The following is a 12,383-nucleotide window of genomic DNA, read 5'->3' as shown; positions in this document are numbered from 1 at the left end:
ATTTTCCGATTTGTAAGGAGTGTCGCCTTGGGCAACGCACGCAATCTTGTATTCTGGGTCGTTCTTTTTCTGCTGGTGATGGCTTTGTTTAGCCTGTTTTCCGGTGGGCAAAGTTCAAGCATGTCGAATACGAAGAGCTATTCAGAATTTGTCACATCCGTCGAAGGCGGTTCTGTGGCGCAGGTCACGCTTGATGGTGAACAAATCCGCTACCGTGGCACGAACGGTCAGGAATATGTGGCCATAATGCCGCGCGACGCAGAGGTTACTGACCTCCTGATCGCCAACGATATTCCTGTTGCCGCGCGGGCGCAGGAACAGTCAGGCCTTCAGTCTTTCCTGATTGGTTTGTTGCCTTTTGCTTTGCTGATCGGTGTGTGGATTTATTTCATGAATCGCATGCAAGGTGGCGGCAAAGGCGGGGCGATGGGTTTCGGGAAATCCAAGGCAAAGCTGCTGACAGAGAAGCATGGTCGCGTCACGTTTGACGATGTTGCCGGTATTGATGAAGCGAAAGAAGAGCTGGAAGAAATCGTAGAATTCCTGCGCAATCCACAGAAATTCTCTCGTTTGGGCGGCAAAATTCCAAAGGGGGCGCTGCTGGTGGGCCCTCCGGGGACTGGTAAAACGCTGCTGGCGCGCGCAATTGCGGGCGAAGCTGGGGTACCTTTCTTCACCATTTCTGGTTCCGACTTTGTCGAAATGTTCGTTGGTGTGGGTGCGTCTCGTGTCCGTGACATGTTCGAACAGGGCAAAAAGAACGCTCCTTGCATCGTGTTTATTGACGAAATTGATGCGGTTGGCCGGTCCCGTGGCGCTGGTTACGGCGGCGGAAACGATGAACGTGAACAGACATTGAACCAGTTGCTGGTGGAGATGGATGGGTTCGAAGCAAACGAAGGCATCATCATTGTCGCGGCGACCAACCGTCCTGATGTTCTTGATCCGGCGTTGCTGCGTCCGGGCCGTTTTGACCGTCAGGTACAGGTACCCAACCCTGATATCAAAGGTCGCGAAAAGATTTTGGGCGTGCATGCTCGCAAGGTTCCGCTTGGTCCTGACGTTGATCTGCGCATCATTGCGCGGGGGACGCCTGGTTTCTCTGGTGCTGATCTTGCGAACCTGGTCAACGAATCCGCTTTGATGGCGGCGCGTGTCGGTCGCCGCTTTGTCACAATGATCGACTTCGAATCCGCCAAAGATAAGGTCATGATGGGCGCAGAGCGTCGGTCGATGGTCATGACGGAAGACGAAAAGAAATTGACGGCATACCACGAAGCCGGACACGCGATTGTCGGGTTGAACGTTCCGCAGCACGACCCGATCCACAAAGCCACGATCATTCCACGCGGTCGTGCGTTGGGCTTGGTGTTGTCATTGCCTGAGCGCGATCAGCTGTCTGTCAGTTACACCAAATACACCTCCAAAATTGCGATGGCGATGGGCGGTAAAGTTGCAGAAGAACTGATCTTTGGACCGGAAAATGTCACGTCCGGCGCGACGTCTGACATCCAGCAGGTGTCAAAGATCGCCCGTGCGATGGTGACCCAATTCGGGTTCTCTGAAAAAATCGGTCATATCGATTACGCAAATGAACAGCAAAGCCATCTTGGGAATTATGCAGGCGCGACAAGCCATTCTGCCGAAACCCAAAAGACAATCGATGAAGAGGTGCGCCGCTTTATCGATGAAGGCTACGAAACTGCAAAACGGATCCTGACTGAAAAAGCGGATGATCTGGAACGGCTGGCGCAAGGTCTGCTGGAATATGAAACACTTACTGGCAATGAAATCACACGCGTGATCGCTGGTGAGGCGCTGAATCGCGGTGATGATGCGGATGATACGCCGCCAAGTGACGGTAATTCAGTGACGGCAATTCCAAAGACGAAGCCGAAAAAGCCAAAGTCGAACGACGGTGGTATGGAACCTGAACCATCAGTCTAAGCAAACGAATTGACCCCGCCCCAGTGGCGGGGTTTTCATTTCTAAGGGTTGTGTTTTCTGAGTGGCTTGGTCTTCATGTCCGAAAATGGAGACAGCAAATGCCAGCACTGACCCCAACATCTTTTTCAGGTGAAATTACGTGGCTCGGGTCGGTGCCCAATCGTGCAACGCCGGAGATCCAAACCAACGCGCGGCAAGACATGCCGTTGACCTTTGCCGGTGCGGAGAACGAAGTTCATGCAGGGTTAACCCGTCCATCGTGCAGTCGTGTTTTGTCGCAATACCCGCGTGACACCGAAATCCGGAATACCCGTCAAATCAGCATCGTGTGCGCGTCAGAACTAGCAAAGATCGCAGCGGCGTTGGGTTTGGATGCGATTGATCCCGCTTGGTTGGGCGCATCAATCGTGGTGGACGGCATACCGGATTTTTCGCATGTGCCGCCATCATCACGATTGCAGTCGCAAGACGGGGTGACCCTGACCGTCGACATGCAAAACAGGCCCTGCATCTTTCCCGCCAAGACAATTGAGGCGGCGAAACCGGGCCATGGGAAAGCGTTCAAAGCGGCCGCTGCTGGTATGCGCGGGGTGACGGCTTGGGTCGAACGCGAGGGCACATTGTGGTTGGGCGACACGTTGACCTTACATGTCCCGGATCAACGCGCGTGGATGGCCCAACCGGACCTTTTTGAAGGCTAAGGTTTCCAATCCGAAACGATCCTCCATGAAACCGACGATTCCGGCAGGCGTTATGTCGCAATCGCGGTGCTGATCTTCTTTGCCGATCGATAGAAGCGATTTAGAACACGGGCAGTCGCCCGCGCATCAGGGAGGCACCATGGCTTATAAGACGGATATCGAGATTGCACGCGAAGCAGTCAAACAACCGATTCAAGAAATCGGCGCGAAGTTAGGCATTAGCAGCGACGATCTGCTGCCCTACGGCCACGACAAAGCGAAAGTTAGTCAATCGTTCATCGATTCCGTCCAAGATCGGCCAAACGGTAAACTTGTCCTCGTGACCGCGATCAATCCGACCCCTGCGGGCGAAGGTAAGACGACGACGACTGTCGGGTTGGGAGATGGGTTAAACCGGATCGGCAAAAAGGCCGCTGTCTGTATCCGCGAGGCGTCGCTTGGGCCAAACTTTGGTATGAAAGGTGGGGCTGCTGGCGGTGGGATGGCGCAGGTCGTCCCTATGGAAGACATGAACCTGCATTTTACAGGTGATTTCCACGCGATTACGTCGGCACATAACCTGTTGGCCGCGATGCTCGATAACCACGTTTACTGGGGCAATTCGCTAGAAATCGACATTCGCCGCGTTGCTTGGCGTCGCGTATTGGACATGAACGATCGGGCCCTGCGTCAGATCAACGTAAACCTTGGCGGTGTTGCAAACGGTTTCCCACGTGAAGGCGGGTTTGACATCACGGTTGCATCAGAAGTGATGGCGATCTTGTGCTTGGCCAAAAACCTTGAAGATTTGCAAAACCGTTTGGGCGATATGATTGTGGCCTATCGTCGGGATCGATCTCCGGTTTTCTGTCGTGATATCAAGGCTGACGGGGCGATGACTGTCCTGTTGAAAAACGCAATGCAGCCAAACCTTGTGCAAACGCTCGAGAATAATCCTGCTTTTGTCCACGGTGGCCCGTTTGCGAATATCGCACATGGCTGCAATTCGGTTACGGCGACGACTACGGCGTTGAAAATTGCTGATTACGTTGTGACTGAAGCAGGCTTTGGCGCGGATTTGGGCGCAGAAAAATTCCTGAACATCAAATGCCGCAAAGCGGGACTTTCGCCGGATTGCGTGGTTCTTGTTGCAACGGTCCGGGCCATGAAGATGAATGGCGGCGTCGCAAAGGCAGATTTGGGCGCTGAGAATGTTGAGGCAGTGAAGTCGGGGTGTGCCAACCTTGGCCGCCATATCGGAAACCTGAAATCGTTCGGCGTGCCGGTTGTTGTCGCGATTAACCACTTTGTCACGGATACGGATGCGGAAGTCCAAGCCGTCAAAGACTATGTCGCGACACAAGGGTCCGAAGCGGTGCTGTCACAGCACTGGGAGTTTGGATCAAAGGGGTCTGAAGACCTTGCGAAAAAGGTTGCTGAGGTCGCCGAGGCCGGTATTTCGAATTTCGCGCCGATCTACCCAGATGACATGAGCCTTTTTGATAAAATCGATACGATTGCAAAGCGTATCTATCATGCCGATGAAGTGTTGATGGATCAAAAATTGAGGACGCAGTTGAAGGACTGGGAAGATCAAGGATACGGTAACCTGCCGATTTGCATGGCGAAAACACAGTATTCATTCACCACAGACCCGACCGTGCGCGGCGCGCCCACCGGGCATTCTGTTCCTGTTCGCGAAGTACGTTTGAGTGCGGGTGCGGGATTTGTGGTTGTGATCTGCGGTGAGATTATGACGATGCCTGGCTTGCCACGTGTTCCATCTGCGGAGGCGATTCACTTGAACGCTGACGGCCAAATCGAAGGCCTGTTTTAAAAAATGGTGGGGCGACGCGCGGCTGCGCCGACGCCCCACCCACCATCCCAAAGGTGCTTGCGACCGTGGTAAACATCCCCCAAAAGCGCCTTACATTTCCTAAGACTGAGGTATGACATGACTGCGACTGTAATCGACGGAAAAGCCTTTGCGGCCAAAGTCCGCGGCCAAGTAGGCGAGCATGTTGCCCGCCTGAAAGAAGTGAACGGGATCACGCCGGGTCTGGCTGTGGTACTGGTTGGCGAAGATCCCGCTAGCCAAGTCTACGTCCGTTCAAAGGGCAAAATGACCGTTGAGGTCGGGATGAATTCTTACGAGCATAAATTGGATGTCGATACGACGGAAGAAGCGCTGCTCAAAGTGATTGCTGATTTGAATGCTGATCCAGCGGTCCACGGTATTCTGGTACAATTGCCTTTGCCTGATCACCTCGACAGTGATTTGGTGATTAATTCAATTGATCCTGCAAAAGATGTCGATGGTTTTCACATTTCAAATGTTGGTCTGCTTGGTACTGGTCAGAAATCAATGGTGCCTTGCACGCCATTGGGTTGCTTGATGATGTTGCGCGAACATCACGGTTCTTTGTCCGGTTTGAATGCTGTTGTCATCGGGCGGTCAAATATTGTCGGGAAACCAATGGCGCAATTGTTGCTGAATGATAGCTGCACTGTGACCATCGCCCACAGCCGCACGAAAGATTTGGCCGGCACTGTAAAGCAGGCGGACATTGTTGTCGCAGCGGTCGGACGTCCTGAAATGGTGCCGGGTGATTGGATCAAGGAAGGTGCAACCGTTATTGACGTTGGAATTAACCGTATTGATGCAGGTCTTAAGGACGATGGCACACCAAAGACGCGTTTGGTTGGCGATGCTGACTACGAAAGCTGCGCTGCGGTGGCAGGTGCAATTACGCCGGTTCCGGGCGGTGTTGGACCAATGACGATCGCATGTTTGCTGGCCAATACCGTGACGGCATGCTGTCGTGCCAATGGTTTAGCAGAGCCTGAAGGTTTGACTGCGTAAAGTTACGTAACGATAATTTGGCGACTAACATTATTTAGACTTGGAGATCGTCAAACGAGAACTTAACCTAGTGACCAATAATTGTGCAGTATGATTTTTTAGTTACGGGGTAGGTGTTGCGAAATTTCGGAAGGCAAGTTGCCAAAGTTTTGACGAACGGTCGTATTTTTTCGATGGTCGTTTTCGGGTGCATTTTCTTTTCATTCGCGGGACCGTTTGGCAGTTTCTCGGACTTAAGCGTCGGGGCCCGAATGCTTTTTTGGGGCCCCGTTTTTGTCGGCGCTTATATCACGAAAGCAGTTACCCACAGTTTGACGGCGACTTTCTTTGAAGGACGGTCTTTGGCCGAAAGTCGTACAATTGATTTTCTCATTTTTAGCGGCGTCTTTTCCCCCATTCTTTTCACCTTTTTGAATTTGGGTCCCGTATCATGGGGCGCAGACGATATTTCGCTGGCCATTTTGTCGTCTTGGGTTTTGCTGACCACGGGGACATGCACAGCCCTGTTTGCGCTGATTAATCCGGAACCTGTCTTTGTTGATCCACGTGATGAACCTGTTGAAGAAGCCCCGCTGCCACCACGTTTATTCAGTCGGTTAGGGATTTGTTCGAACGAATTCGCTATCACCCGCCTCACCGTGAACGATCATTATGTGCTTGTCGGCCTGTCCGACGGCAGCGAGCAGCGCCTATTGATGCGGTTATCAGACGCAATTGCCGAAATGGATGATGTCATGGGCTATATCACCCACCGGTCCCATTGGGTCAGTCAGGCGCACGTCAAAGGCATTATCTACGAAGGTCGCCGCGAATTGTTGGAATTGACAACAGGTGTGCGCGTTCCGATTAGCCGGACCTACCGCCCCGTCCTTGTTGCCGCCGGCCTAATCCCAGAGGCACGGGAACAGCGCGAGACCCAGTTAACACAGTGATCGCCTGTTTGCTAAACAGCTGACGTATCGCGGCATCTGACACCTTTAGCCCACCGGTGTATGCCCCAAAAGCGGGCAGGATCAGACGCTGGGTATCGTAGACGAAACAGGGCCTCAGCCGCCCCATTCCCGGGACACCGTGTTTTGGGTGATAGTGGCCGGATACTTCGGGCACCGCGTCGCTGGCGATATGGCGAAAAGCCACCGTGCCGATAGTCATTTCGCTTAGATGGCTACCGCCTAGATCCACGGGCCCCGGATCGTGGTTCCCTTCGATCCACACCCACGTGCGTCCCGCTTGTAGGCGCAGCAGCGTCGCTTGATTCACCTCATCCAGCGCATCAACCCCAAGAAGATCATCAAAACTATCGCCCAAACAAACGATCTGCTGCGGATCAAGACGGTTGATCTCAGCTTCCAGCCGATTGAGCGTTTCAAAGTTTTCGTACGGCGGGATCAAAGTGCCAGTTCTGCGCGCGATCCTGTCCGATTTACCCAAATGCAGGTCAGAGACAACCAAGGTACGATGGTCAGGGATCCAGAGCGCACCGGTGGCTTCGGCATGGAACGTCAGGTCAGCGAAGTTGAAAACATGGGCGGTCATAGCGATGGAAGTGCCGCGCTGGCGTGCGATTGGCAAGCGTTATTGGGGCAGTTGGCTTAACCCCGCGCTTTCCATCAGCAATGCGGCAGTGTCTTCCAACAGCTTATCCTGCGCACTACCTGCGACCATCACCTTGCCCCGTTCCAGCAACATGGGCGCGGACAATGGCGACACACGATCCAGAATGACATGGTCAATGCGGCCCGCAGTCCTTTCCATCATCTCGGCGATCCGGCCAAAATCGACAAGCCCGCGCAGCGCCTCTTCCCGTGTGATTTGCAGGATCAGGTGGTCAGGGTCGTACTTATAAAGCGTGTCATACAGGATATCGCTGGAAAAGGTCGCCTGCCTGCCAGTTTTGCGTTTTTGCGGCAGGTTACGTTCGATCAGCCCAGCAATCGTCGCGGCCCCGCGAAACGTTTTTTTCATCACCGCATTGCCGCCCAGCCACGTTTCAAACCCGTCAGTGATGGCCGTCGTCTCAAACAGCGGGGCAGGGTCGGTGACCGGATCAAGCCCCCAAAACAGCGTCGCATAATCGGTCGCCACAAACCCCATGGGGTGCAGACCCAGCTGTTCCATCCGTTGCGTCAGAAGCAGACCAAGCGTTTGTTGCGCATTGCGTCCCGCAAAACCGTAGACACATGTATAGTGGCGGTCATCGAAAAACATGCTTTCGACCAGAATCCGATCCGCCTCGGGCAGTTTGGAAATGTCGCGTTGTAGATGCAGCCATTCGGCGGTGTGCAGGGGCAGCTGTGGCCAACTTTCCTGCTGAAACATGCGCAGAATGCGGGCCTGCAATTGGGTCGATGTCGCGAATTTGGTGCCCATGAATGTCGCGATCTTGGGGGTTTTGGCGGCGTCGCGTGTGACCTGCACGGTCAGTTCTTTCAGACTGTCATAGCGTACAATCTGCCCGCCGATCAGGAACGTATCACCGGGTGTTAGCGTGGCGGCAAAGCTTTCTTCGATCTCGCCTAACGCTTTGAAATTTCCTTTGAGTTTGACCTTCAGCGTTTCGGTATCCTGAATGGTCCCGATGTTCATGCGGATGCGCTGTGCCGCACGCGGATCGCGCAATTGCCACAAGCCGTCGGGCCGCTGCATCAGCCGCTGCCATTTGTCGTAGGCCCGCAGTGCATACCCGCCGGTCGCGCAAAAATCGAAACAGGCATCGAAATCGGGACGCGAAAGGCCCGAAAACGCGCCGACGGTCCTCACCTCAGCGTACAGGTCATCAACATCGAACGGCCCTGCACAGGCGATGATCAGAATGTGCTGGCACAGAACATCGCGTGGACCGGGGCCCTTTGGATCACCGTCCAGATCGTGGGCGTGCACGGCCTCTAACGCGGCAACGCATTCAACCACTTCGAACCTGTTGGCGGGCACAAGCAGCGCCTTGGACGGCGCATTATAGCGGTGGTTGGCCCGTCCGATCCGCTGCACCAGACGTTTCACATTCTTAGGCGCACCAACTTGGATCACCAGATCGACGTCGCCCCAGTCAATGCCCAGATCAAGTGATCCGGTGCAGACAATCGCCTTCAAATTACCGGCAACCATGGCCGCTTCGACCTTTTCGCGTTGGGATTTATCCAATGATCCGTGATGGATACCAATCGGTAGCGCCTCTTCATTCGCAAGCCAAAGATTGTGGAAAAAGATTTCGGCCTGCGCGCGGGTGTTGTGAAAGATCAGCGTCGTGTTGTGTTTTTTGACCTGATCCAAGACGGCAGGGATCGCATATTTGCCGCCACCACCGGTCCATGGGGGTTGTTCTTCGGTGACAAGCATCTGGATGTCAGGGGCAGGGCCGGGATCAGCATGCAAGATGGGGCAGGGATCAGGATGGCAGGCCAGTTCATGCGCAATCGCGGCAGGGTCTTCGACCGTCGCGGACAGACCAACGCGGCGCAGATCGGGCGACATGGCTTGCAATCGGGAGAGGGCAAGCATCAGTTGATCGCCGCGTTTGCTTTCCGCGAGCGCGTGAATTTCGTCCACGATAATGCGTTGGACACCCTTAAACATGCGCGGCGCATCTTCGTAGGATGTCAGCAGCGCAAGGCTTTCCGGCGTGGTTAACAGGATATGTGGCGGGTCAGCGCGCTGCCTGCGCTTTTGCGTGTAAGACGTGTCGCCCGTCCGATCCTCAATGCGGATCGGCAGGTCCATTTCATCAACGGGCGTGCGCAAATTACGTTTGATATCAGCGGCTAAGGCTTTCAACGGTGACACATACAACGTGTGCAACCCGTCGTGCCCGCCGTCCGCTAATTCCACCAAAGTGGGCAGGAAACCGGCAAGTGTTTTGCCGCCGCCAGTGGGGGCAATCAGCATTAACGCGGGCAGGTCTTTGCGGTCCAACATGTCTTGCTGATGCGGATGGATCGACCAACCGCGTTGCGCGAACCAGTTGGTGAATTGGGGGGGCAGTGCGCTCATGCGCTTAAGGTATGGCAAACGCCAGCGGCTGCAATGGGGCGGCCGCTGGAATGCATTGTTTTCGCGAAATGAAGACGTGTCGTTAGTGGATGATGTCTTCTTCTTTGACGAACATGTTTTCCCATGCACGATCCACCAGTTTTGGTGTCATCTGATAAGGAATACCTTCAAAGTCACAAATCGCGATCATCTGGTCGATGAGGAAGATCGGCTGGTAGTTCGCATAGGCGTTGCCGATTTCCGGATAGCGGTTGTTGAGCAGGTGGATCAACGTGTCTTCATCCAACGGCATCCGACGCTTACGCGCGACCATCGCGAAGATTTTCAAGAAATCCGCCTGATCCGGCCCGTCGATTTTGATCTTATAGAAAATCCGGCGCAAAGCCGCTTTATCGAAGATCTTGTTCGGGTGGAAGTTGGTCGAGAAAATCACGAGCGTGTCGAATGGCACCTCGAACTTTTCTCCGGATTGCAGGGCCAGAATATCTTTGTTTTCTTCGAGCGGAACGATCCAACGGTTAATCAATGCCTGCGGCGGTTCAGCCTGACGGCCAAGGTCGTCCACGATGAAAATGCCGCCGCTGGATTTCAGCTGCAAAGGCGCCTGATAGGTCCGCGCGGTCGAATTATAGACGAGATCGAGCATCGATAGTGAAAGTTCACCACCCGTGATCACGGTAGGCCGTTCGCATTTGACGTAGCGGGTATCAAAACGCCCCGATGTCCGGCGCAGCGAATTCGGATCGTCTGCATCGTCTTCGGCGGCATTATGCACGATGGGATCGTAAACAGTGATCACCTGACCTGAATATTCGATGGCGCGCGGCACGTAGATCTTGTCGCCAAGCGCATCCCGAATACCGTTTGAAATTGATGACTTACCGTTGCCCGGTGGTCCGTACATCAGCACGGAACGTCCCGCACCAACCGCTGGCCCAAGTTGGTCTAGCAAGGCGTCAGGCAGGATCAGATGGCCCATCGCGGACGTCAGACGGTCACGCGATACCTGAATGTTCCGAATGGATTGGCGTTGCACCTGATCGCGGTACACTTCCAGCGGAACAGGCATCGCGCCAAAATATTCAGACTGCGACAGCGCATCCAGTGCGCGGGATTTACCGGCATCCGTCAGCTGATACCCCATTTCGTTGCCGGCGGTGGCAGACATGGTGCCTGTCGCTTCCAGCAGCAGTTGGGACCGCGCCATATCGACCAGTTCTTGCACAACCGGGATCGGCAAGCAGATCACAGGGCTCAGTTCGCTGACCTGATTCAGGTTCATCCGGAACATGGTCTTGATCAGGATGTCGCGCATCATCGACATGGGCAATTGCATCCCTGCCAGCCCTTTGGGGGCGGGGGGTGCCATAACGGATTGGGTATGTACGTTCATAATGGGCCTGCTGTCTGACTGCACGAAACACCCCGTTTGGGCGGGGTGAATTAGGGTTCAAACAACACGGGTATTATGGCGAAATGATGAACAAATGACTGGTTTTCGGTGGCATTTGTGATTGCTTAGCGCAAGACCAGCACCATCAGCAGATAAATGACTAGCGTCATGCCCAGCGGAAAACCCATCGGAAACCGTTTGCCAGTTGTCCAGCTTTCCCAATGGGGCACCGCTTTGCGGATCGGGGACATGCGTGCCAAACGGTGCGCAAAGAACCCTGCCAGTAAGCAGGCCGAAAACAGTGGGATCATCAGCTGGATGTCGGCTGTGGCGATAAACGGGCCAGCGGCTGCGATGAATTTCGCGTCACCAGCACCCATAGCACCCGCTGCGTTCAAGATAATCCCGATCAGCAAAAGAACGGGCAAATGGGTCCAATGCCAAAGATATTGATCAAACGGCAATGCAATCAGCCCAAGCACGGCGTAGCTAGCGACGAGCGCGCCAACGGCCACGTTCGGGATCTTCATCCGCGCCAGATCGCTGAAAATCACAAAGCCTGAAATAGGAACAGCGGCGAGGAGAAACCACGCCGCTGCCCAAGATGATAAACCGTCCACGTCGTGAAAACCTTAGTTGGCGACGTTATCTTCGAGGGCGCGCAGGGCACGCGTTGCTTCCTCGAAGTGCTGTGGATGGGTGTCGATCGCTTCACGCAACAGGCCTTTGCCGATGGTGATGTCGTTCTGTTTGATCGCGGTCAGCGCCATTGTGTGCAGCAATTGCGCACGTTCGGTCTGGGTCATCGGGATCACAGGTAGATCATAATTGCGCTGTGCGCCGCGGGCCAGAACGATGTTGTTTTTGGCGGTAAACAGTTGTGGATCATGACGCAGGGCATCTGTGAACAGACGTTCCGCATCACGGTAAGATCCACGTGTCAGGTTGGAATAACCCCAGTTGTTGTAAACACTTGCAGGGGTCGTCGTCAGGCCAACGGCCGTCTGATAAAAGCTGTCCGCTTTTTCCCACTGTTCGTTGCTGTCAGCGATGATCGCTTCAAGACGGTAGCGTTTGAACGTCTCGTGGGTCGGCGGAATAGAATTCAGCGTGGCGGCTGCCTTGTCCCACTGGTTTGTGCGGATATAGGCATCAGCCAGCTCAACGCGGTCTTCGTTGCCTGCGTCAGCGTGGCTTGTCACGGCTTCCCATGCAGAAACGGCTTCAGAACTGCGCTTCGCACGGATGTAAGATTTGGCAAGACCACGCATCAGATCAATCCGGCCCGGATCGTTTTCGTTGGCGCGGGAAAAGTAGCTGACCGCCTCGTCGGGGTCGCTGACTGTCAGGAAGACATCGTTCAAATTGGTTTCGTCAACGACGTTCAGGTCCTGCAAAGCGCGTTGAACTTCGGCATCGCCGGATTTTTCACACGCAGACAGCGCCACGATTGCGGCAATACACATCGGAAAAAGAATAGGGTGGCGCATGTTTTTGCGTCCTTTTTACTGCT

The 12,383-nt window shown here is 54.4% G+C and carries 10 protein-coding genes; 5 read left to right on the top strand and 5 right to left on the bottom strand.

The features are described 5' to 3' along the window. Nucleotides 1–27: 27 nt before the first annotated feature. The 5 genes from ftsH to AC0L7R_RS15470 all read left to right on the top strand — a co-directional run bounded on the left by ftsH (nt 28) and on the right by AC0L7R_RS15470 (nt 6,422). Entirely contained in the window at nt 28–1,947 is a 1,920-nt protein-coding gene (gene ftsH, locus AC0L7R_RS15490) for an ATP-dependent zinc metalloprotease FtsH (RefSeq protein WP_281501976.1), read from the top strand. A 98-nt stretch (nt 1,948–2,045) separates the two neighbouring features. Next, nucleotides 2,046–2,648: an MOSC domain-containing protein gene (locus tag AC0L7R_RS15485; protein ID WP_473657764.1), complete on the top strand. Its 603-nt coding sequence runs from the start codon at nt 2,046–2,048 to the stop codon at nt 2,646–2,648. A gap of 139 nt (nt 2,649–2,787) precedes the next feature. Further along, nucleotides 2,788–4,464, top strand: coding sequence for a formate--tetrahydrofolate ligase (locus AC0L7R_RS15480; RefSeq protein WP_473657763.1), 1,677 nt, complete (start codon nt 2,788–2,790; stop codon nt 4,462–4,464). A 117-nt stretch (nt 4,465–4,581) separates the two neighbouring features. Next, nucleotides 4,582–5,490, top strand: a complete 909-nt coding sequence (gene folD, locus AC0L7R_RS15475; RefSeq protein ID WP_348394362.1) for a bifunctional methylenetetrahydrofolate dehydrogenase/methenyltetrahydrofolate cyclohydrolase FolD — start codon at nt 4,582–4,584, stop codon at nt 5,488–5,490. A 251-nt stretch (nt 5,491–5,741) separates the two neighbouring features. Next, the gene (locus AC0L7R_RS15470) at nt 5,742–6,422 is read left to right on the top strand and encodes a LytTR family transcriptional regulator DNA-binding domain-containing protein (protein ID WP_473657762.1); all 681 of its coding nucleotides are present in this window, start codon (nt 5,742–5,744) and stop codon (nt 6,420–6,422) included. Here the strand turns inward: AC0L7R_RS15470 and pdeM are convergent. The 5 genes from pdeM to AC0L7R_RS15445 form a co-directional block, all read right to left on the bottom strand. Beyond that, complete coding sequence (gene pdeM / locus AC0L7R_RS15465) at nt 6,337–7,026, bottom strand: ligase-associated DNA damage response endonuclease PdeM (protein ID WP_473657760.1); 690 nt, start codon at nt 7,024–7,026, stop codon at nt 6,337–6,339. The genes AC0L7R_RS15470 and pdeM overlap by 86 nt on opposite strands. A 39-nt stretch (nt 7,027–7,065) precedes the next feature. Beyond that, nucleotides 7,066–9,477 carry a ligase-associated DNA damage response DEXH box helicase gene (locus tag AC0L7R_RS15460; protein ID WP_473657759.1) on the bottom strand — a complete coding sequence of 804 codons (2,412 nt, stop codon included), beginning with the start codon at nt 9,475–9,477 and terminating at the stop codon, nt 7,066–7,068. 82 nt (nt 9,478–9,559) lie between these two features. Continuing rightward, nucleotides 9,560–10,870 (bottom strand): P-loop NTPase family protein, encoded by a 1,311-nt coding sequence (locus tag AC0L7R_RS15455; protein WP_247127450.1) that lies wholly within the window; start codon nt 10,868–10,870, stop codon nt 9,560–9,562. 125 nt (nt 10,871–10,995) lie between these two features. Next, nucleotides 10,996–11,490, bottom strand: a complete 495-nt coding sequence (locus AC0L7R_RS15450) for a prepilin peptidase (protein ID WP_473657758.1) — start codon at nt 11,488–11,490, stop codon at nt 10,996–10,998. 12 nt (nt 11,491–11,502) lie between these two features. Further along, entirely contained in the window at nt 11,503–12,360 is an 858-nt protein-coding gene (locus AC0L7R_RS15445; RefSeq protein WP_473657757.1) for a tetratricopeptide repeat protein, read from the bottom strand. Nucleotides 12,361–12,383: the final 23 nt, after the last annotated feature.

This window comes from Yoonia sp. D2-7 (assembly GCF_055809435.1).
This window is presented reverse-complemented; position numbering and strand designations above follow the sequence as displayed.

What these genes read in the sequence shown, in the direction of transcription:
- AC0L7R_RS15445 (WP_473657757.1), bottom strand. Translation starts at nt 12,360, where the DNA reads ATGCGCCACCCTATTCTTTTTCCGATGTGTATTGCCGCAATCGTGGCG.
- AC0L7R_RS15480 (WP_473657763.1), top strand. Translation starts at nt 2,788, where the DNA reads ATGGCTTATAAGACGGATATCGAGATTGCACGCGAAGCAGTCAAACAA.
- AC0L7R_RS15485 (WP_473657764.1), top strand. Translation starts at nt 2,046, where the DNA reads ATGCCAGCACTGACCCCAACATCTTTTTCAGGTGAAATTACGTGGCTC.
- AC0L7R_RS15455 (WP_247127450.1), bottom strand. Translation starts at nt 10,870, where the DNA reads ATGAACGTACATACCCAATCCGTTATGGCACCCCCCGCCCCCAAAGGG.
- AC0L7R_RS15460 (WP_473657759.1), bottom strand. Translation starts at nt 9,477, where the DNA reads ATGAGCGCACTGCCCCCCCAATTCACCAACTGGTTCGCGCAACGCGGT.
- folD (WP_348394362.1), top strand. Translation starts at nt 4,582, where the DNA reads ATGACTGCGACTGTAATCGACGGAAAAGCCTTTGCGGCCAAAGTCCGC.
- pdeM (WP_473657760.1), bottom strand. Translation starts at nt 7,026, where the DNA reads ATGACCGCCCATGTTTTCAACTTCGCTGACCTGACGTTCCATGCCGAA.
- AC0L7R_RS15470 (WP_473657762.1), top strand. Translation starts at nt 5,742, where the DNA reads ATGCTTTTTTGGGGCCCCGTTTTTGTCGGCGCTTATATCACGAAAGCA.